This is a genomic window from Paracoccus seriniphilus, assembly GCF_028553745.1.
Lineage (GTDB): Bacteria > Pseudomonadota > Alphaproteobacteria > Rhodobacterales > Rhodobacteraceae > Paracoccus > Paracoccus seriniphilus.
Window position 1 is genome coordinate 585,509 of the sequence record NZ_CP067129.1, and the last position, 18,280, is coordinate 603,788.

The 18,280-nt window shown below is 62.9% G+C and carries 22 protein-coding genes; 4 read left to right on the top strand and 18 right to left on the bottom strand.

Annotated elements, in window-relative coordinates:
• The first annotated feature begins 170 nt into the window (after positions 1-170).
• From JHW44_RS02815 to mnmH, 3 genes are all read left to right on the top strand, one after another.
• Positions 171-665, top strand: coding sequence for a copper chaperone PCu(A)C (locus JHW44_RS02815; protein WP_089343672.1), 495 nt, complete (start codon positions 171-173; stop codon positions 663-665).
• Between the two features lie 194 nt (positions 666-859).
• Positions 860-1,423, top strand: coding sequence for a L,D-transpeptidase (locus tag JHW44_RS02820; RefSeq protein WP_089343671.1), 564 nt, complete (start codon positions 860-862; stop codon positions 1,421-1,423).
• A 3-nt stretch (positions 1,424-1,426) separates the two neighbouring features.
• Positions 1,427-2,497 (top strand): tRNA 2-selenouridine(34) synthase MnmH, encoded by a 1,071-nt coding sequence (mnmH, locus tag JHW44_RS02825; protein WP_089343670.1) that lies wholly within the window; start codon positions 1,427-1,429, stop codon positions 2,495-2,497.
• Here mnmH and JHW44_RS02830 read toward each other — a convergent pair.
• The 9 genes from JHW44_RS02830 to JHW44_RS02870 all read right to left on the bottom strand — a co-directional run bounded on the left by JHW44_RS02830 (position 2,482) and on the right by JHW44_RS02870 (position 10,152).
• Positions 2,482-3,291 (bottom strand): purine-nucleoside phosphorylase, encoded by an 810-nt coding sequence (locus JHW44_RS02830; RefSeq protein WP_089343669.1) that lies wholly within the window; start codon positions 3,289-3,291, stop codon positions 2,482-2,484. The two genes, mnmH and JHW44_RS02830, sit on opposite strands and share 16 nt — an antisense overlap.
• On the bottom strand, positions 3,275-4,240 hold the full coding sequence (locus JHW44_RS02835) for an ABC transporter permease (RefSeq protein WP_089343668.1): 966 nt from the start codon (positions 4,238-4,240) through the stop codon (positions 3,275-3,277). The genes JHW44_RS02830 and JHW44_RS02835 overlap by 17 nt, the downstream gene beginning before the upstream one ends.
• Positions 4,240-5,340: an ABC transporter permease gene (locus JHW44_RS02840; protein WP_089343667.1), complete on the bottom strand. Its 1,101-nt coding sequence runs from the start codon at positions 5,338-5,340 to the stop codon at positions 4,240-4,242. Before JHW44_RS02840 ends, JHW44_RS02835 begins: the two co-directional genes overlap by 1 nt.
• On the bottom strand, positions 5,340-6,989 hold the full coding sequence (locus JHW44_RS02845; RefSeq protein ID WP_089343666.1) for an ABC transporter ATP-binding protein: 1,650 nt from the start codon (positions 6,987-6,989) through the stop codon (positions 5,340-5,342). Before JHW44_RS02845 ends, JHW44_RS02840 begins: the two co-directional genes overlap by 1 nt.
• Positions 6,989-7,978, bottom strand: a complete 990-nt coding sequence (locus tag JHW44_RS02850; RefSeq protein ID WP_089343665.1) for a BMP family lipoprotein — start codon at positions 7,976-7,978, stop codon at positions 6,989-6,991. Before JHW44_RS02850 ends, JHW44_RS02845 begins: the two co-directional genes overlap by 1 nt.
• Before the next feature lie 101 nt (positions 7,979-8,079).
• On the bottom strand, positions 8,080-8,481 hold the full coding sequence (locus JHW44_RS02855; RefSeq protein WP_089343664.1) for a GNAT family N-acetyltransferase: 402 nt from the start codon (positions 8,479-8,481) through the stop codon (positions 8,080-8,082).
• Positions 8,478-9,083, bottom strand: a complete 606-nt coding sequence (tsaB, locus tag JHW44_RS02860; protein WP_089343663.1) for a tRNA (adenosine(37)-N6)-threonylcarbamoyltransferase complex dimerization subunit type 1 TsaB — start codon at positions 9,081-9,083, stop codon at positions 8,478-8,480. The genes JHW44_RS02855 and tsaB overlap by 4 nt, the downstream gene beginning before the upstream one ends.
• Positions 9,076-9,636: a NifU family protein gene (locus JHW44_RS02865; RefSeq protein WP_089343662.1), complete on the bottom strand. Its 561-nt coding sequence runs from the start codon at positions 9,634-9,636 to the stop codon at positions 9,076-9,078. Before JHW44_RS02865 ends, tsaB begins: the two co-directional genes overlap by 8 nt.
• A gap of 60 nt (positions 9,637-9,696) precedes the next feature.
• Positions 9,697-10,152: a universal stress protein gene (locus tag JHW44_RS02870; RefSeq protein ID WP_089343911.1), complete on the bottom strand. Its 456-nt coding sequence runs from the start codon at positions 10,150-10,152 to the stop codon at positions 9,697-9,699.
• A gap of 125 nt (positions 10,153-10,277) precedes the next feature.
• Here JHW44_RS02870 and JHW44_RS02875 point away from each other — a divergent pair, with 125 nt between their 5' ends.
• Positions 10,278-11,081, top strand: coding sequence for a sugar transferase (locus JHW44_RS02875; RefSeq protein WP_089343661.1), 804 nt, complete (start codon positions 10,278-10,280; stop codon positions 11,079-11,081).
• On the opposite strand, the gene truA is transcribed toward JHW44_RS02875, so the two are convergent.
• The 9 genes from truA to tsaD form a co-directional block, all read right to left on the bottom strand.
• Positions 11,070-11,864: a tRNA pseudouridine(38-40) synthase TruA gene (gene truA, locus JHW44_RS02880; protein ID WP_089343660.1), complete on the bottom strand. Its 795-nt coding sequence runs from the start codon at positions 11,862-11,864 to the stop codon at positions 11,070-11,072. The genes JHW44_RS02875 and truA overlap by 12 nt on opposite strands.
• A 6-nt stretch (positions 11,865-11,870) precedes the next feature.
• Complete coding sequence (locus JHW44_RS02885; protein ID WP_336385712.1) at positions 11,871-12,848, bottom strand: 5-bromo-4-chloroindolyl phosphate hydrolysis family protein; 978 nt, start codon at positions 12,846-12,848, stop codon at positions 11,871-11,873.
• 177 nt (positions 12,849-13,025) lie between these two features.
• Positions 13,026-14,024, bottom strand: coding sequence for a tetraacyldisaccharide 4'-kinase (gene lpxK / locus JHW44_RS02890; RefSeq protein WP_089343659.1), 999 nt, complete (start codon positions 14,022-14,024; stop codon positions 13,026-13,028).
• Positions 14,021-15,196 (bottom strand): 3-deoxy-D-manno-octulosonic acid transferase, encoded by a 1,176-nt coding sequence (locus tag JHW44_RS02895; RefSeq protein WP_089343658.1) that lies wholly within the window; start codon positions 15,194-15,196, stop codon positions 14,021-14,023. The genes lpxK and JHW44_RS02895 overlap by 4 nt, the downstream gene beginning before the upstream one ends.
• On the bottom strand, positions 15,196-15,441 hold the full coding sequence (locus JHW44_RS02900; protein WP_089343657.1) for a DUF4170 domain-containing protein: 246 nt from the start codon (positions 15,439-15,441) through the stop codon (positions 15,196-15,198). Before JHW44_RS02900 ends, JHW44_RS02895 begins: the two co-directional genes overlap by 1 nt.
• Before the next feature lie 106 nt (positions 15,442-15,547).
• On the bottom strand, positions 15,548-15,961 hold the full coding sequence (locus tag JHW44_RS02905; protein WP_089343656.1) for an EVE domain-containing protein: 414 nt from the start codon (positions 15,959-15,961) through the stop codon (positions 15,548-15,550).
• A complete protein-coding gene (locus JHW44_RS02910; protein ID WP_089343655.1) occupies positions 15,961-16,233 on the bottom strand; it encodes a YciI family protein in 273 nt (90 codons plus the stop codon). The genes JHW44_RS02905 and JHW44_RS02910 overlap by 1 nt, the downstream gene beginning before the upstream one ends.
• The gene (locus tag JHW44_RS02915; RefSeq protein WP_089343654.1) at positions 16,233-17,174 is read right to left on the bottom strand and encodes an NAD(P)H-dependent glycerol-3-phosphate dehydrogenase; all 942 of its coding nucleotides are present in this window, start codon (positions 17,172-17,174) and stop codon (positions 16,233-16,235) included. The genes JHW44_RS02910 and JHW44_RS02915 overlap by 1 nt, the downstream gene beginning before the upstream one ends.
• Positions 17,171-18,238 (bottom strand): tRNA (adenosine(37)-N6)-threonylcarbamoyltransferase complex transferase subunit TsaD, encoded by a 1,068-nt coding sequence (tsaD, locus tag JHW44_RS02920; RefSeq protein ID WP_089343653.1) that lies wholly within the window; start codon positions 18,236-18,238, stop codon positions 17,171-17,173. Before tsaD ends, JHW44_RS02915 begins: the two co-directional genes overlap by 4 nt.
• Positions 18,239-18,280: the final 42 nt, after the last annotated feature.

An 18,280-nucleotide genomic window follows, 5' to 3' on the forward strand; every position in this document is an offset into this window, starting at 1 on the left:
GCAAGCTTCGGTATTGTATCGAGCAAATCCAATCGTGCTGCATCAGGCGGTCAGACTCTGTGCATCCCCTGCCATGGTCGTGAACCAAAGGCGTCACGGGGGCAATCCGCCTTGCATGGTCTGTCTTTTCGTCTGTTCATGCCTCCATTTCCGAAAGAGCCGAGTTTTTCATGAAGCCGATCTTCCTTGCTGCCCTGCTGACCGCCACGCCCCTTGCCGCATTTGCCGATCAGGCATTGCACATCCATGATGCCTATGCCCGCAGCGCCAATCCGGTGACCGGCGCGGCCTTCATGACGATCGAGAACTCGGGCGATGTCGATTGCCATCTGCAGGATGTCTCTTCGGGGATCGCCGCGCGGACCGAGCTTCACACCCATCGTGAAGAGGATGGCGTGATGAAGATGGTGCATGTGGAAGAAGGCTTCGTGGTTCCCGCGGGTGGTACTTTGATGCTGGCGCGCGGCGGGGATCACGTCATGTTCCTGGGGTTGGAAAATTCCCTTGCCGACGGTGACAAGGTCGAGATCTCGCTGGATTTCGGCGATTGTGGCATCCAGACGGTCGAAGCCGTCGTCGACAATGAACGCAAGCCTGCGATGGGGCATGGCATGCATGGGAAACATGCCCAAATGGAAGCCGGCATGCCTCAGAGCGATCACTGATCAGGATCTGTCAACTGGCCTGAAGCCGGTGCCGGGCCGGATGCGGTCCGCGCAGCGGCACAAAATGGCCACAAGACGCGACGTCACGCTGCATTTCAGGTCATTTCGGCGTCTTGAGTTGCAACCTCGCCCCTCCCTCCTGTATTTTGGTTGGGAAACCTCGAGCGTTGCAAAACATACAGGACGAACCAGATATGAACCGCCGTCAGATGATCTCGCTGGCTCTGCCATTGATCGCCGCGCCGTCCCTTGCGTTTGCACAGGCTACGCCGGCGCCGGCAAAAACCCGCGACCCCTATGCGCCGACCGAAGTGTCGATTCGCAATGATTTCGAAGTGGGCAGCATTGTCGTCGTCAGCAAGGATTTCTTCCTTTACCACGTGATCGCGCCCGGCAAGGCCATTCGCTATGGCGTTGCCGTTGGCCGTGACGAGCTGAAATGGAGGGGTCGGGCCACGATCGGGCGCAAGGTCGAATGGCCCAGTTGGCGTCCGACTCAGGACATGATCAAGCGCAACCCGGCGGCCTATGCGAAATACAGCGATGGCATGCCCGGCGGCCCGCGCAACCCCCTGGGGGCGCGTGCGCTGTATCTTTATGATGCCAATGGCAATGATACGGCGATCCGGATCCATGGCACCACGAACCCGAAGTCGATTGGTCGGGCGGTGTCCAATGGGTGTCTGCGGATGCGCAACGAAGCGGTCATGAGCCTGTTCGATCAGGTTCCGATCGGCACTCCGGTCTATGTCTACTAAGCCTTGCCCCTGCAATTGAATCGCGTGCTGGACCCGGCTCTTGCCGGGTTCGACGATATCATCGATGTCCGTTCGCCTGCGGAATTTGCCGAGGACCATCTGCCCGGTGCGATCAATCTGCCCGTGCTGGACAACGAAGAACATGCCCGGGTCGGCACGATCTACAAACAGGTTTCTCCCTTTGATGCGCGCAAGCTGGGGGCGGCGCTGGTCGCGGCCAATGCTGCGCGTCATATCGCCGGCCCGCTGGCAGATCGTGATGGCGCGTGGCGCGGGTTGATCTATTGCTGGCGTGGCGGGCAAAGATCGGGAAGCTTCGCAACCATTCTGGGCCAGATCGGCTGGCGGATCGACACGATACGCGGCGGCTACAAGTCATGGCGCAGACTGGTGGTGGACAAGGTGCAGAACGGCAGCCTCGCGGCACCGGTCGTGGTGCTGGACGGCAATACCGGCAGCGCCAAGACCGCGATCCTGACCCGACTGGCTGCGCGCGGCGCACAGGTCATCGACCTTGAAGGGCTGGCGCATCATCGCGGCAGCCTGTTCGGCGCGATGGGCGATCAACCCAGCCAGAAAGCCTTTGAAGGACGGCTGGCCGTCGCCATGGAACAGATCGACCCCGCGCGTCCGGTGATCCTCGAGGCGGAAAGCAGCCGTATCGGAAATCTGAATCTGCCGAAAGCGATCTGGCGGGCAATATGCGACGCCCCACGGATACGCCTTGCCGTTCCGGTGGGGGTCCGGGCCGCCTATTGCACGCGCGACTACGCCGATCTGACGCTGGATCGTGACGCACTGCAGGACAAGGTCCAGGCATTGGCTGCCCTGCATTCCAGGGATCGGATCGCGCATTGGCTGGAACTGGCGCGCAGCGGCCAGATGGAGGAACTGGCCGCTGGTCTGATGCGCGATCACTATGACCCGCGCTATGAACGGCATCGGGCGCGCTTTGCCACGCAAAGGGAAAGCCTGCTGCCGGTCAAGGATCTGACCGATCTGGACAGTATTGCGGCCCGTGTCGAGGCCGAGGCCCTGCGGCTGACGGGAAACCTGCGTCAGTCGCGGTCGTGATCACGCAGAAAGCGGCGCAGCAGCTTTTCCAGCTTGGCCGCGCCCAGAGGAGCCATGGCCTTGGTATGTTCATGGCTGATCGATTCATCGCTCAGCCCGGCACCCATATTGGTGATCACCGAAATGGCCGCGCACCGCAGCCCCAGAAAACGGCCCAGAATGATCTCGGGCACGGTGGACATGCCCACCGCATCTGCCCCCAGAACCTGTGCGGCGCGGATTTCAGCGGGGGTTTCAAAACTGGGGCCCGAGAACCAGCAATAGACTCCCTCTGGCAATTCGACGTCTTCCTGCTGTGCCGCCTGCCCGAGTGCCGCCCGTATCTCGGGGTCATGGGCCATGGTCATCGGCACAAAGCGCGCATCGCTCTTTTCGCCGATCAGCGGGTTGTTGCCCGCAAAGGCAATGTGATCGGCCAGCAGCATCAGGCCGCCCGGGGCGATATCGGTGCGCAGTGAACCGGCGGCATTGGTCAGCAGCAACTTCTGGCAGCCAAGCGCCGCCAGGGTTTCCAGCGGCAGCCGCATGGCATCGGCGCGTCCTGATTCATAGTAATGCGCCCGCCCGCCGAATACCGCGACTCGCCGTCCTTCCAGCGTGCCGATGACCAGTTGTGGCACATGACCCGAAACCCCGGCATGAGGAAAGCCGTCCAGTTGGTCATAGGGGATGGCGACCCCTTCGACCTGCTGCGAAAGATGACCCAGGCCCGAGCCCAGGATCAATCCGTATTCGGGGGGCTGATCCCCGGCCTTGTCACGGATGAAATCAGCAAGTTCAGCGCTCTTTGACATAGGGTTCTCCACCCGCGCGCGGCGGGATTGCGCGGCCGACAAAGCCGGCAAGGATGATCACGGTCAGGATATAGGGCAGGGCATTCATGAACATCGAAGGGATGGTGATGACGCCCAGATCCAGATTCGGATAGCGGTTGGCGATGGCCTCCAGCAGTCCGAAGAGGAAGGTGGCAAACAGCGCATTCCATGGTCGCCATTTGGCAAAGATCAACGCGGCAAGGGCGATGAAGCCGCGCCCCGCCGACATCTCCTTGACGAAGCCCGCCGACAGGCCGGTGGCCAGATAGGCCCCCGCCAGGCCGCAGAGCAGCCCGCATATGGCAATGGCCGCATAGCGCAGCCGGGTCACGGATACGCCAGCCGTATCGACCGAGGCCGGGTTTTCTCCCACCGCACGCAGCCGCAGGCCGAAGCGCGTCCGCGACAGGATCCACCAGGTCAGCGGCACGCAGAGAAAGGCGATATAAACCAATGCGGTGTGGCCCGACAGAAGTTCCGCATAGATCGGGCCGATGAAGGGAATATCGCGCATCGCATCCGCGAAGGGCAGGGTGATTTCACCGAAACGGCCACCTCCGGTCAGCGATGGTGTGCGCCCGCCAAGTCCGAATATCTTTTGCCCCAGCAGGACGGTCAGCCCCGAGGCGAGGAAATTGATGGCGACGCCGGAAATCAGCTGGTTCCCCATGAAGGTGATCGAGGCCAGCCCGTGAATCAGCGACAGGGCCATGGAACCGGCAATTCCCGCCGCCAAGCCCAGCCAGGCATTCCCCGTGGCATAGGCGACCGAGGCCGCGGTAAAGGCCGCCATCAGCATCTTGCCTTCCAGCCCGATGTCAAAGACGCCCGAACGTTCGGAATAAAGCCCGGCAAGACAGGCCAGCAAAAGCGGCGTCATCAGGCGCACCGCGCTGTCGAGGATCTGAATGATCGTGTTGAAATCCATCACGTATCTCCTCGCTTGTTGCGCATCGCAAGGAACAGCCGCTCCAGCGGCATGCGCACCATATTGTCCAGTGCGCCAGTGAACAGGATGACCAATGCCTGAATGACGATGATCAATTCGCGCGGAATGCTGGTCCACAGGGCCAGTTCGCCCCCGCCCTGGTAGAGAAAGCCAAACAGCAGCGCCGCCAGGAACACACCAAAGGGATGGTTTCGCCCCATCAGCGCCACGGCGATGCCGATGAAGCCCGCGCCCTCGACCGAATTCAGCACCAGACGTTCGGATTCCCCCATGACGTTGTTGATGGCCATCAGACCCGCCAGCCCGCCGGAAATCAGCATCGTCACCACGGTGATCCGCACCGGCGAGATACCGGCATACATGGCTGCCGGTTCCGAACGTCCGAGGGCGCGGATTTCATAACCAAGGCGTGTGCGCCAGATCAGTGCCCAGACCAGCAGACAGGCCAGCAGCGCGACAAAGAAGGTCACATTGGCCGGCGTGTGCTTGCCCCATTCAACGCCCAGACCCAACGCCAGATCAGACAGGCTGGGCAGATGGGTCGATTCCGGAAAACGGGCCGAGGCCGGGTCCATGCTGCCCACGGGGCGCAGGACATTGACCAGCACATAGTTCATCAGCGCCGCTGCGATGAAGTTGAACATGATCGTCGTGATCACGATATGGCTGCCGCGCTTGGCCTGCAGCCAGGCCGGGATCAGTGCCCATGCCGCGCCAAGAACCGCCGCGCCGATCATGGCGACGGGCAGGGCGAGCGCCCAATGCGGCAAGGGCAGATAGAGCAGCACCAGCGCCACGCCCAGCCCGCCCAGCATCGCCTGACCTTCGCCGCCGATATTGAACAGGCTGGCATGATAGGCCACCGCGACGGCCAGGCCGGTGAAGATGAAATTGGTGGTGTAATACAGCGTGAAGCCCCAGCCATAGCTGGACCCAAGCGCGCCATCGACCATGGTCTTGAGGGCCAGCCACGGGCTTTCGCCAATGGCCAGGATGACCAATGCGGAAATCGCCATGGCCAGCAGTAGCGAGATCAGGGGCGTCAGGATCACATCGGCCCATTTCGGCATCTTGTCCATCAGGCGCCTCCCTCGGGCAGTCTGTCCACATGCTGGGTCTCGGGCGGGATCCCCTCATCAGGGCTGTGATGTTCGGTATCGGTAATCCCTGCCATCAGCAGGCCCAGTTCCCCGGTCGTGGTGTTCTCGGGCAGCCGTTCGCCCATGATGCGCCCGTCGAACATGACGGCCACGCGGTCCGACAGCGACAGGATCTCGTCCAACTCGACGCTGACCAGCAGGATCGCCTTTCCGGCGTCACGCAATTCGACGATGCGTTTGTGGATGAACTCGATCGCGCCGATATCGACGCCGCGCGTGGGCTGGCCGATCAGCAGCAGGTCGGGATTGCGTTCGATCTCGCGCGCGACAACGATCTTTTGCTGGTTCCCGCCCGAGAAATTGCGCGCGGCAAGGTTGGGGTTGCGTGGCCGCACGTCGAAACGTTCCATCTTGGCCTCGGCATCCGCGCGTATCGCGGCATTGTCCATCAGGAAACCGCGATTGAATTCCGGCTCCTGATGATAGCCGAAGGCGACATTCTCCCAAGCGGTGAAATCCATGATCAGACCTTCGACCTGCCGGTCTTCGGGGACATGGCCGATGCCGCGTTGCCGCCGGGTGGCCGCATCGGATCGTGTGCCCGTCAGGTCCAGCTTTTCGCCGTTCATGCGGATGCTGCCGCCGACCTTGCTGCCCTTTTCGGGATAGCCACCCAGCAATTCCAGCAGTTGCGTCTGGCCATTGCCGCTGACCCCCGCGATGCCCAGAATTTCCCCGGCCCTTATGTCGAAACTGATGCCGCGCAGTCGTTCCACGCCCTCGTCATCGACCATCTTCAGGTCGCGCACTTCCAGCACCGGCTTGCCCGGTTTGGCGGGCGTCTTGTCCACGCTGAGCAGAACCTTGCGGCCCACCATCAGTTCGGCCAGTTCTTCGGGGCTGGTTTGCGCCGTCTTGACCGAGGCCACCATTTCGCCGCGCCGCATCACGCTGACATTGTCGGTGATATCCATGATCTCGCGCAGCTTGTGCGTGATCAGGATGATGGTCTTTCCCTCGGCCTTCAGACCTTCCAGAATCCGGAACAGGTGGTCGGCCTCGGCCGGGGTCAGAACGCCAGTCGGTTCGTCCAGAATGAGGATGTCGGCGTGGCGATACAGCGCCTTGAGAATCTCGACCCGCTGCTGGTGTCCGACGGACAGTTCCTCGATTCGCTCGTCCGGGTCGACATTCAACTGATACTCGGTTGCCAGATCGCGCAGCACCCCACGCGCCTTGGCCAGAGAGGGGCGCAGCAGGGCGCCATCCTCGGCCCCAAGGATGATGTTCTCCAGCACGGTGAAGTTCTGCACCAGCTTGAAATGCTGGAACACCATGCCGATCCCGGCGCGGATGGCGGCCTGACTGTCCGAGATGGTCAGCTTCTCGCCATTGACCAGAATCTCGCCCCGGTCGGGTCTGTAGAACCCGTAGAGGATCGACATCAGCGTGGATTTTCCCGCGCCGTTTTCTCCGATGATCCCGTGGATGCTGCCTTTGGGAACACGCAGATCGATATTCCTGTTCGCCTGCACGGCCCCGAATGCCTTCGAGATCCCGCGCAGTTCGATGGCATAGGGGGCGGCCGCGTCCGACCGCCCCCCGGCATGTTTCGCAGGCGCTGCCATTACTCGACCGGGCAGCTGCTGTCGGTCATGTAGTCATGAACCATGATTTCACCCGAGCCTATCTTGGCGGCGGCCTCGTCAACCGCGGCCTGGATCTCGGGCGTCACCAGATCCTTGTTGTTGTCATCGATGGCCACCCCGACGCCTTCGGCCTTCAGGTCCATGACCCTCACGCCCGGCTCCAGATCGGTTCCCGCCATGAATGCATCATAGACGGCATTGTCGACGCGCTTGACCATCGAGGTCAGAACCTGACCGGGGTGCAGGTGGTTCTGGTTGCTGTCCACGCCAATGGACAGGATGCCCAGATCCGCCGCGGCCTGAAGGACACCGATGCCCGTTCCGCCGGCAGCTGCATAGATCACGTCAGCGCCTTGCGATTTCTGTGCCTTGGCCAGTTCGCCCCCTTTCACGGGGTCGTTCCAGGCGGCCGGGGTCGTGCCGGTATAGTTGACCAGCACCTTGCCTTCGGGCTTCACGGCCTTGAAGCCCTGCGCATAGCCGCATTCGAACTTGTGGATCAGCGGAATGTCCATGCCGCCGATGAAGCCGACCACATCCGACTGGGATTTCATGGCGGCCATCACGCCAGCCAGATAGCTGCCCTGTTCCTCGGCGAAGACGACCGATTGGACATTGGGCTGATCGACCACCATGTCGATGATCGCGAATTTCGTGTCGGGATAGTCAGGGGCAATCTTGGTCAGCACGTCACTGAAGGCAAAGCCGGTCATCACGATCGGGTTGGCGCCAGTTTCGGCCAGCCGACGCAAGGCCTGTTCGCGCTGTGCCTCGGACTGCATTTCCAGTTCCTTGTAGCTGCCGCCGGTTTCCTCGGTCCAGCGTTTCGCGCCGGCATAGGCTGCCTCGTTGAAGGATTTGTCGAATTTCCCGCCAAGGTCATAGATCAACGCCGGGTCGGCCATGGCGGCACCGGATGCCAGTGCGATCAATGCGGTTCCCGCCAGAAGGGAATTCATCAAGGTCATTGCGGAGCCTCATCCTGTTATTGCCGGCGAGTCATGTCGCCTGCCTGATGTGCCGATTAGGGCGCATCACCCCGAATGGGTCAACTGCCTTCTTCGTGAAATCAAAGCTCAAGCCGTAAGGTCAGGGCATCCAGACCAGCGCCATAATAGCCGCGCCGGGTTCCGGCCTCGATCCAGCCCAGTCGCCGATACAGTGCCCTTGCGCCGATGTTGTCAGCGGCGACTTCAAGGAATCCGGTTTCGGCACCAAGATCACGCGCGGCAACTGCGAATTCGGTGGTCAGGGCCGCGCCGGCCCCCATCCGGCGGTGTCCCGGATCAACCGCAAGGGTCAGCAGTTCGGCCTCGCCCGCAATGGCCCGACCCAGCAGAAAACCATGGGCCCTGGTCAACAGAAAGACTCCGGCCGAAGCCAGCAGGCCGGAAAATTCATCCGTTGACCAGGGCCTTGGGGTGTTATCGAAGCAGCGTTGATGCAGCCGCGCCAGGTCTTCGGGGGTCATGGCAGGATGACGGGTGGCGGATCGGAAGGGGGAACAGCGTCGGCCGGGCGCAGATAGAGCGGTGCGGGCCGGCTTGCAGGGCACGTCCGGCGCGACAGGGCCAGTCGCGCAATGCCTTCCGCAAGTGGAACCACCGGCGAAGCCGGCGCGGGGCCGGGCGGCAGCGCGCCGGCCGCAGCTTGCTGTGGCTGGCCCTCTTCCGTTCCGCCATTTCCGTCGCAGCCGAAATCCTGCCAGATCAACTGATCGCGGCGCGCGGGAATGGCCACGCGACAAGGACGCGCGATACCATAGGCGGTGGCTTCGGTCACGCTGATGCCGATGGCCGGGATGCCCAGTGACAGCGCCAGTCCCCGGGCTGCGGCGACCGAGACACGAATGCCGGTAAAGTTGCCCGGCCCGATCCCGACGCCAAGCACATTCAGGTCCGACCATGTCACTCCGGCCTCGGTCAGCAGTTCGCCCAGCATGGGAAACAGCCGCTCGGCCTGACCCTTGGTCATCTCTTCCCGGCTTTGGGCCAGAACCTCGTCACCGCACAGCAAAGCGGCCGCGCAATGCGCGGCCGATGTGTCAAAGCCCAGAGCAATCGCGTCAGGCAACGGGACGCACCTCGACGACCTCGGGGATATAGTGACGCAGCAGGTTCTCGATGCCCATTTTCAGGGTCAGGGTCGAGGACGGGCATCCCGCGCAGGCACCCTGCATATGCAGGTAGACGATGCCGCGGTCAAAACCATGGAAGGTGATGTCGCCACCATCCTGTGCCACGGCCGGCCGCACCCGGGTGTCCAGCAGTTCCTTGATCTGTCCGACGATCTCGGCATCGGGGCCGGAATGTTCGGCATGTCCGGCCGAGCCATTGTCTTCGCCCTCGATGGCATCGGCACCCGACTGGAAATGCTCCATGATCGCGCCCAGAATGGACGGCTTCAGGTGATCCCAGGGCTGATCCTCGGCCTTGGTGACGGTCACGAAGTCGCGGCCCAGAAATACCGCCGTCACGCCCTCGATCGCAAAGATGCGACGGGCCAGCGGTGACTTCTGTCCGGCTTCGGCATTGGGAAAATCAGCTGTGCCCGCGCCCAGTACGGTTTCACCGGGCAGGAACTTCAGCGTCGCGGGGTTCGGGGTAGTCTCGGTCTGAATGAACATCGGCAGCGCTCCTTTGGGATTGATATGGCGACCGCGGCACTGCGGGTCAAGCCAAGCCCGTCAGGTTATCGCCTCCAGCCGTTCCTTGGGGATGTCGCCGGGCACGATCGTGATCGGGCATGCCAGCGCCGCAGCATCGCGCAACAACCGGTTGAGCACCGGGTTCTGGCTGGACTTGTCGCTGTTCAGCCCCAGCACGACGACCCCGATTTCGGGATCCTCGGCGATCTGCGCGATGACCTCCTCGGCAGGGTCGCCTTCGCGGATGATCAGTTCGGGCTCAACTCTGGGGCGAGAGCGCATCCATTTGGCAAAAACCTCGAAATGCGCCTCGATCCTTTCATGGGCTTCGGCGCGCATGACATCGGCAACCCCGAATCCGTGTTGAATGTCAGCGGTCGGTATCACGGACATGATCACGACGCCTCCCCCGCCATTGGCAGCCCGCATTGCCGCAAACCGCATTGCATTCAGGCATTCATGGCTGTCGTCCAGCAGCACCAGAAATTTACGCATCAGAGAGCCGATCCAGGTGGTTTTCTGCCCATACAGTGGCCGAAGTGCCATGGCTGTGCAAGTCATTGCACCAAAGGGTTGCTTCGTCATTTCAAAGAGAACAGTCTTATGCTACCCGGAAGGATATGGCTTCAACAGGACTATCGGACCGCGATGTGACGATCCACCACAACTGGGACAAGACACAGGAGCACCGTCTGGCCGCGCTGAGAGCGCCCGGAGTGGGCCGGTTCATTCACAGGTCCGGTGCCGATGAGTTCAACCCGATGCCGTTGTCAAAACGGGTTTTCGATGTGGCTCTGGTGTTGGTGTTGCTTGTGCCCTTGTCGCTGGTGATGTTCACCGTGGCCCTGATCCTGCTGGTGGTGCAGGGGCGACCCATCTTCTACTCGGCCCAAAGGATGAGCGCGCCGTCGCGCAGCTTTACCCAGCTGAAATTTCGCACCATGTTGTTGCAGGATGGCGATTTCGGGGCGACCGGCGCGCACAAGCACTGGCGCATCACGCCCATCGGGCATTTCCTGCGCCGCACGCGGATTGACGAATTGCCGCAGCTTTTCAACATCCTGAAAGGCGATATGAGCTTTGTCGGCCCGCGCCCCCCGCTGCGTGAATATGTCGAACGTTTCCCTGCCATCTATACGCAGGTGCTCAAGAGCCGTCCTGGCGTGACGGGGCTGGCGACGCTGATCTATCACCGGCACGAAGACAAGATCCTGGCGCGCTGCACCAGCGCCGAGGCAACCGAGGCGGCCTATTACCGCCGTTGCCTTCCCGCCAAGCTGAAGATCGATCTGATCTATCAGCGTCACCGCAATGTCCGGATGGATATCTGGATTTTGTGGCACACGATCAAGATCGTCATCTCGCGCCGTGACGAACGCCCGCGCCGCCGCCGCAAGATGTCGTCGCGACGCTCAGCCGGGTGATTCGCGATCTGCGAAGGGATCCTGCGGATAGCTGACCCCCGAGAGATACAGACCATGTGGAGGACATACCGGGCCGCAGGCCGCGCGGTCGCGGGCCTCAAGGGCCTCTTTGACCCGTTCAGGCTTCCATGATCCTGCACCCACCCGTTCCAGCGTGCCGACGATTGACCGGACCTGATTGTGCAGGAACGACCTTGCGCGCAGGTAGAAGCGGTATTCCTGGCCATTGGGAAGGGGAAGGCTTTCGATGGTGATTTCGTCCATCGTCTTGACCGGACTCTGCGCCTGACAGATGGATGAACGGAAGGTGGTAAAATCGTGCCGCCCCAACAGATGCGCCGCGCCTTCTCGCATGGCATCGACATCCAGCGGGTTCAGGACTTGCCAGACCTGACCACGCAGATGTGTCACCGGCGCACGCCGCGCCACCAGCCGGAACAGATAGCGCCGCTCCAGCGCCGAAAACCTCGCATGAAACTCATCGGGCACTTCGGCCACGGCCAGTATCGCGACCGGCGCCGGTTTCAGATGAAAGTTCAGGGCCTCGCCCAGACGGAAGGGATCCCAGTTGCGCTGCATGTCGGCATGGGCCACCTGTCCGGTGGCATGTACACCGGCATCGGTCCGCCCGGCCGCGGCTATCCTGGCTCCGGCGGCGAAACCGGGATCAAGCCATCCCAACGCCTCTTCTACGGCCTGCTGAACCGAAGGCTGATCGGCCTGTGCCTGCCAGCCGGAAAACGGTCGTCCGTCATATTCGATCTTTAGCGCATATCTGGGCATCTCGCGTCAGCGCGGCTTTCTTGAATGCAGGGTTTCGTTTCGTGACAGCAGATCGTCCATCGTCCGGGCGTCCTCGCTGGTCAGTTGCGCGGTTTCGCCGTCGTCCCTTGCAGGGCGGACGCCTTCGCGTTGCAGTCGTTCGCGCAGCACCGAGATTTCGATGGTCAGATCGTCGCGGTCACCGTCCAGCAATTTCTCGGAACGTGCTTTGAAATCATTTTCCAGATCATCCAGAAAAGCCTCATAGGCGCTGCGGGTCTGGGCATCGCGCGATCTGGCATAGATATTTCCGAATTTCCGGGTCGCATCGCGGGCACCCTGCAAATAGACGCCAAGATAGCGTCGCGCGGCCGAAAGATCGCGCGGATCGCTGCGCACCTGATCGAACAGGTCTTCCACCGTTGCGGCAAAGCTCATGACGCGAGCCTCCAGCCGCCGATCACCAATGCGCCGGATCGCCTCGAGCATCTGGGACAGATGCGCTTCGCCATCCTCGATCATTCGCGCGGCGCGGTCGGCCTGGAAATCATCGGTGCCATCCATGCCCTTGGCCTTCATCGGATCGGCACCGAAGGCCAGAAGATGCAACGCGAATCCGGCGATGCCGATCAGGGCAGCCCCCGCAATCGCCCCCGGTTCCGCGGCGCCCAGACCCAGCCCCAGACCGGCCAGAACACCGCCAAACAGCTTGCGCGGGATGGCGGGCGCACGTGCGGTGGGGCGCGCGTCATAGGCGGCCTGCGCGGCCAGCCCGTCGCGGGTCAGCCACATGCCGGCAGCAATCAGACCAAACCCGGCAAGATTCATCACCATTCCGACCGGTGGCTGGAAGAACGCGCTGAACAGAAAGGGAACCGCCGCGATGGTGACCCACTTCGGGCGCGACGACAGCCGGTGCAGCCGGGCGCCTGTGGTCAGGCGCTGCGCGGGGTCGTGACCGCTGGAATCGGGCGAATGACGTCCGCCATAACGCTGTGCCATCATCTGTCCCTTATGCTGCGCCAGCCAGCGACGCATAGAGCGTCAGCAGGACAAGCAGATAAAAGCTGAGCCGTTGCATGGCGTTTCGCGACATCGCGACCCTTTCCGGTATCCGGTTCGATGATGGCAGTCCTGTCTATATCGGGTCTGAGGACCAAAATGCAAAGTCCCCGCGTTTTCTCAGCCCTGAAATCCTTGCCGGGGAAACAGGTCATGCAGGCGGGCCGTCAGGGCCGAAGCATCCTCCAGTGCCATGCGCACCGGCAGGGCCAGCACCTTGGGCCGGAAGGCTGGGGGCAGCCGGACGGCATCCTTTTCGGTGGTGACAAGCTGCGCGCCGGTCATTCGGGCCTCGGTTTCCAGACGGGTCAGCAGGGCGGGGGTGAAATTCTGGTGGTCATCCAGAGCTTCTCCTCGGACCAGTTCAGCCCCAAGTTCGCGCAATGTCGCAAAGAATTTCTCCGGATGGCCGATCCCGGCGAAGGCAAGCACCCGATGCCCCTGCCAGTCTATGCCGGTTTGCAGAGGAACCAATTTACCCCGAAGATGCGGCACCGGGCTGTCGGAGGGAGAAAAGCGTTGCTGCGCCGTCTCTGGCCCGATCGAGATCAGCAGATCGGCGCGTGCCATGCCGGTCGAGACCGGCTCGCGCAGGGGGCCCGCGGGCAGGCAAAGCCCGTTGCCGAACCCCTTGGCGGCATCGACGACGATGATCGAAAGATCATGGGCCAGCGAGGGATCCTGAAAACCGTCATCCAGCAGGATGGCCTCGGCCCCGGCCTCGACCGCCTGTCGCGCGCCCGCCACGCGGTCGGTGCAGACCCAGACCGGCCCGAAGGCCGCCATCAGCAGGGGTTCGTCACCGGTTTCCGCAGCGCTGTGTCTGCGTTCATCCACGCGCATCGTGCCGGTGATCTGGCCCCCATAGCCTTTTGACACGACATGCACCTTCAGTCCCTGCGATTGAAGCAGTTGCTGCATATGGATGACGGTGGGTGTCTTGCCCGTGCCGCCTGCATTCAGGTTGCCGATGCAGATGATCGGAACGCCGACCCTGTGGCGCGGCCCCTTTGCCAGGCGGCGGGCCGTGGCTGCGGCATAGATCGCGCCCAGAGGGCGCAGCACCTGCGCGGCGAGCGTGGGAGGGTTGTGAAACCAGAATGACGGCGCGCGCCTCATGCTCTGTCCTTCGATAAGGCTGCCAGCACCGGCGCGGCGATGCGCTGCGTGACTTCCGCGCCACCGGTGCTGACCGTCCAGGCATTGCCGGCGATATGGGCGATGACATCTGGCTGGGTGAATTCGGCCATGGTGGCGGCCAGTTCCCCGGCATTGGCGACCACGCGCGCGGCATTGGCCCCGTCCAGTTGCTGCCATTGGGTGATGTTCTGGGTGACATTGGGACCATGGACGATGGCCGACCCCAGCGCGGCCGGTTCGAACGGGTGAAAATCGGCGGTGTCGCATCCGCTCAAAGTGCCGCCTGCATAGGTGACCGGCGCCAGCCTGTACCAAAGGCCCATCTCGGTTGGTCCATCGGTGATCATCACATGGGATTCCTCTACGGGTTCCTCGTCCAGACTGCGCCGCGACACGATCAACCCCTGGGCCTCCAGCATTTCCGCCAGCGGATCGATGCGGCCGGGGTCGCGCGGAGCCAGAAACAGCAGGGCGCGATGCGATTGACGCATGGCGGCGCGATGTGCGGCCAATACGATCTGTTCCTCGGATTCGGGGATGTCAGCGGCCAGCCAGGCATGACGCCCGCTGAGCAGCTGTGCGAAGCCGTTGCGCTCGGCCTCGGTGCAACCGGGGGGATCCTTGATTTCCGCGACCGGGCCGGTCAGTTCGACCCTGCCCGGGTCTGCCCCCATGCGAATGATCATGTTCTCGCTGGCCTCATCGGGGACCATGATGGCATCCAGCGCCCGCAACAGCGTGCGTCGCGCCGAACTGCGCAGACCCCATGTGCCGGTCTTGTTCTGAAGGCGGGCCTCGGCCAGGAAAACCGGCACGTCATTCTGTTTGGCGGTGACGACCAGAGCCGTCGGCATCTGATAGCCCAGCAGCAGAATTGCGTCGGGGCGGATCTGCGACATCAGCGCTCGGGCCGCGCGCATGTTGGTCTTGTTGTCGCCGCGCAGGGCGGGCAATTGCAGGATCCGCAGATCGGGCCGTGACGCCTGCAACTGTTTGACGACGGGTGCGCTGGCCGAAACCGCATCCGCTGCCACGTAAAGCAGCAGCAGCGGTCCGTCGCCTTCCGGGGCATCGGGCCGAGAGATGGCACCGGAGGGGCTGCGCCGCAATTGCAGCCACAATCCCAGCCTGCCAAGACCGGCCCGAGACATCAGCTGCCCAGTTCCTCGGTCGCGCTGACTTCGGTTTCCTCATCGCGCAGGCGATGCAGATGGGCGATGAAATAGCGGGTATGGGCGCTGTCGACGGTGCGCTGCGACTCGGCCTTCCAGGCGCTGTAGGCCTGCGCATAATTTGGAAAGATGCCGACGATATGGATGTCGTCGGTGTCACGGAACTGGGTGCTTTGCGGATCGACCAATTCACCGCCAAAGACCAGGTGAAGACGCTGGCTCATAAGACCTCCTGGGTGTCGAATGCGCGGACCCTAACGCGCAGAGGGAGCAATATGAACCCGCTTTGTCGAAAACGCGACGTTCACCATGGCCCCCTTTGGGCCTTGCCTACAGACCGGCAAGCTCCATGATCACGGCCCATTCCTCATCCGAAACCGGCTGCACGGAAAGGCGGCTGTTATTGACCAGAACCATGTCTTTCAGACGGGGTTCGGCCTTGGCCTCCTCCAGCGAAATTGCCCGGGGCAGGCGTTTGACCGCCTTGATGTCGACGCATTCCCATTTCGGATCGCTGGCCGTGCTGTCGGGATGGGCCAGGGCGACCACCTCGACGATGCCCACGGCTTCCTTGCCGATATTGGAGTGATAGAACAGACCCTGATCGCCCAGTTTCATGGCACGCATGTTGTTGCGCGCCTGATAGTTGCGCACCCCGTCCCATTCCTCGCCCTGTTCGCCCTTGGCGACCAGATCGTCCCAGCCGAACACATTGGGTTCGGATTTGAACAGCCAGCGTGCCATCAGCCGATCACCTTTTTCCATTCGCGGATTTCGACCGACTGGAACAGGCCCGCGTGACCATAGGGGTCACCATCCACCCATGCCTGGGCCGAGGCCATGTCTTCGGTATCAAGAACCACCAGCGAGCCGCGCATCTCGCCTTCTTCCAGCAGGGCGCCGGCCATGAAGACGATGTCGCTGTTCTTCAGGTACTCCAGATGGGCCTCACGGGTGTCCAGACGGATTTGCAGGGCACCGGGCTTGTCCCGGCAGGTTACGGCAAATAGGGGCATCATTCCTCCTTGAGGGGACGTGTCATCAGGTTTTCTACAGCTTTTTCCACCGAAACCGCTCCTTCGGCAAGGCGTGCCACCATGGCGGCGATGGGCATGTCCTCGCCGATCCGCGTGGCCAGGGCGGCGACCGCGCCCGCGGTGGCTGCACCCTCGACGGTGGTCGCGCGATCAAATGGCTGTCCCGCGCCCAGAGACAGGCCAAAGCGGAAATTGCGCGATTGCGGCGAGGTGCAGGTCAACGTCAGATCGCCCAGCCCGGACAGGCCGGTCAGGGTTTCAGGGCGTGCGCCAAGCCGTCCGGCCAGGCGCGTCATCTCGGCAAAACCACGGGTGATGATCGCAGCACGCGCGCTGTCGCCCAGTCCGGCGCCAATGACGATGCCTGCGGCGATGGCGATGACATTTTTCAAGGCGCCGCCCAGTTCGGCCCCGGCAATGTCGCTGGTGAGATACAGGCGCAACACCGGCGTGGACAACGCATGTTGCAGGCGTGGGCCTTCTATGCCCGAGGCACAGGCCAGCGTCAGCGCGGTGGGCAGGCCACGGGCGATATCGGCGGCAAAGGACGGGCCGGTCAGCACGGCGATGCAGGATTCGGGGCAGGCCTCGGCGATCAGGGCCGAGGGACCAGTCAGGGTCGATATGTCGATGCCCTTGGCGGTGCTGACCAGGGTCTTGCCGTTCAGCCTTGCGCCATGATCGGCCAGAAAGCCGCGCAGGATCTGGGCGGGCAGGGCCAGCAGGATCGTGTCGGCAGTCAGAACGCTGGTCAGATTGTCGGTGACATCGATATTGTCGGGCATGGTGATGCCGGGAAGGCGCGGGTTTTCCCGACGCCAGCTTGCCTGCCGTCCCCACAGGCCAACGGGACCATTGGCAGAAAGCGCAACCGCCAGTGCCGTTCCGAAGGCACCGGCACCCAGAATCGCGATCGTCATGCCTTGGCCCCCTTCTTGCCACTGCCCAGCATTGGTCTGGCGCGACTGTCCAGCGGCCAGCGGGGGCGGGCGGTCAGATCCATGCCATCGCGATGGCCCAGCCGGAAACGCTCGATCCCGGCCCAGGCGATCATCGCGCCATTGTCGGTGCACAGGCGCAGGGGCGGTGCCAGAAAGCGGGAACCGGCATCCTGCGCAACCTGTTCCAGGGCGGCGCGGATCGTCTTGTTCGCGGCAACGCCTCCCGCGACGGCCAGAACAGGGACGGGGCCTTGTGCAAGGGCGCGGCGAGATTTCTCGGCCAGCACCTCGGCAACGGCGTTCTGGAAGGCCGCGCAGAGATCGCGCCGGTCCTGCTGGCGCAATCCGCCCTGTTCGGCGATCAGCCTGTCACGCAGCCGCAGGGCGGCGGTCTTCAGCCCCGAGAATGACATGTCGCAGCCGGGGCGGTCCAGCAGCGGGCGCGGCAGCCTGAAACGTTCGGCATCCCCCAGGGCGGCTTCTGCCTCGACCGCAGGGCCGCCGGGTTGTGGCAGGGCCAGAAGCTTGGCCAGCTTGTCAAAGGCCTCGCCCGGAGCATCGTCGATCGTGCCGCCCAGGCGGGTGAAATCTTGGGGGCCGTCAACCCGCAGGAACTGGCAATGCCCGCCCGAGACCAGCAGCATCAGATAGGGATAGTCGATGCCATCGGTCAGGCGCGGCGTCAGCGCATGCCCGGCCAGGTGATTGACCCCCACCAGCGGCAATCCGGCCCCTGCGGCGATACCCTTGGCGCACATGACCCCGGCCATCACGCCGCCGATCAGCCCCGGACCGGCCGTTACCGCAACGCCAGTCAGATCGCGCAGCGTGACCCCGGCCTGCTGCAGCGCCTCTTCGACCGCCAGATCCAGTTTTTCAGCATGGGCGCGGGCGGCGATTTCGGGTACGACGCCGCCAAAATCCGCATGAAGGTCGGTTTGACTGCTGACCACCGAAGACAGGATCCTGCGATCTGCGGTGACGATTGCCGCCGCAGTGTCGTCACAGCTGCTTTCGATGCCAAGAAAGATCTGATCGTCCATGCTATTGCCGCTGTGCAAAGGGAGGCTTACCCCTGTCGAGGT

What these genes read in the sequence shown, in the direction of transcription:
- JHW44_RS02815 (WP_089343672.1), top strand. Translation starts at nt 171, where the DNA reads ATGAAGCCGATCTTCCTTGCTGCCCTGCTGACCGCCACGCCCCTTGCC.
- JHW44_RS02820 (WP_089343671.1), top strand. Translation starts at nt 860, where the DNA reads ATGAACCGCCGTCAGATGATCTCGCTGGCTCTGCCATTGATCGCCGCG.
- JHW44_RS02830 (WP_089343669.1), bottom strand. Translation starts at nt 3,291, where the DNA reads ATGTCAAAGAGCGCTGAACTTGCTGATTTCATCCGTGACAAGGCCGGG.
- JHW44_RS02835 (WP_089343668.1), bottom strand. Translation starts at nt 4,240, where the DNA reads ATGGATTTCAACACGATCATTCAGATCCTCGACAGCGCGGTGCGCCTG.
- JHW44_RS02840 (WP_089343667.1), bottom strand. Translation starts at nt 5,340, where the DNA reads ATGGACAAGATGCCGAAATGGGCCGATGTGATCCTGACGCCCCTGATC.
- JHW44_RS02845 (WP_089343666.1), bottom strand. Translation starts at nt 6,989, where the DNA reads ATGGCAGCGCCTGCGAAACATGCCGGGGGGCGGTCGGACGCGGCCGCC.
- JHW44_RS02850 (WP_089343665.1), bottom strand. Translation starts at nt 7,978, where the DNA reads ATGACCTTGATGAATTCCCTTCTGGCGGGAACCGCATTGATCGCACTG.
- JHW44_RS02855 (WP_089343664.1), bottom strand. Translation starts at nt 8,481, where the DNA reads ATGACCCCCGAAGACCTGGCGCGGCTGCATCAACGCTGCTTCGATAAC.
- JHW44_RS02865 (WP_089343662.1), bottom strand. Translation starts at nt 9,636, where the DNA reads ATGTTCATTCAGACCGAGACTACCCCGAACCCCGCGACGCTGAAGTTC.
- JHW44_RS02870 (WP_089343911.1), bottom strand. Translation starts at nt 10,152, where the DNA reads ATGCGTAAATTTCTGGTGCTGCTGGACGACAGCCATGAATGCCTGAAT.
- JHW44_RS02875 (WP_089343661.1), top strand. Translation starts at nt 10,278, where the DNA reads ATGGCTTCAACAGGACTATCGGACCGCGATGTGACGATCCACCACAAC.
- truA (WP_089343660.1), bottom strand. Translation starts at nt 11,864, where the DNA reads ATGCCCAGATATGCGCTAAAGATCGAATATGACGGACGACCGTTTTCC.
- JHW44_RS02885 (WP_336385712.1), bottom strand. Translation starts at nt 12,848, where the DNA reads ATGATGGCACAGCGTTATGGCGGACGTCATTCGCCCGATTCCAGCGGT.
- lpxK (WP_089343659.1), bottom strand. Translation starts at nt 14,024, where the DNA reads ATGAGGCGCGCGCCGTCATTCTGGTTTCACAACCCTCCCACGCTCGCC.
- JHW44_RS02895 (WP_089343658.1), bottom strand. Translation starts at nt 15,196, where the DNA reads ATGTCTCGGGCCGGTCTTGGCAGGCTGGGATTGTGGCTGCAATTGCGG.
- JHW44_RS02900 (WP_089343657.1), bottom strand. Translation starts at nt 15,441, where the DNA reads ATGAGCCAGCGTCTTCACCTGGTCTTTGGCGGTGAATTGGTCGATCCG.
- JHW44_RS02905 (WP_089343656.1), bottom strand. Translation starts at nt 15,961, where the DNA reads ATGGCACGCTGGCTGTTCAAATCCGAACCCAATGTGTTCGGCTGGGAC.
- JHW44_RS02910 (WP_089343655.1), bottom strand. Translation starts at nt 16,233, where the DNA reads ATGCCCCTATTTGCCGTAACCTGCCGGGACAAGCCCGGTGCCCTGCAA.
- JHW44_RS02915 (WP_089343654.1), bottom strand. Translation starts at nt 17,174, where the DNA reads ATGACGATCGCGATTCTGGGTGCCGGTGCCTTCGGAACGGCACTGGCG.
- tsaD (WP_089343653.1), bottom strand. Translation starts at nt 18,238, where the DNA reads ATGGACGATCAGATCTTTCTTGGCATCGAAAGCAGCTGTGACGACACT.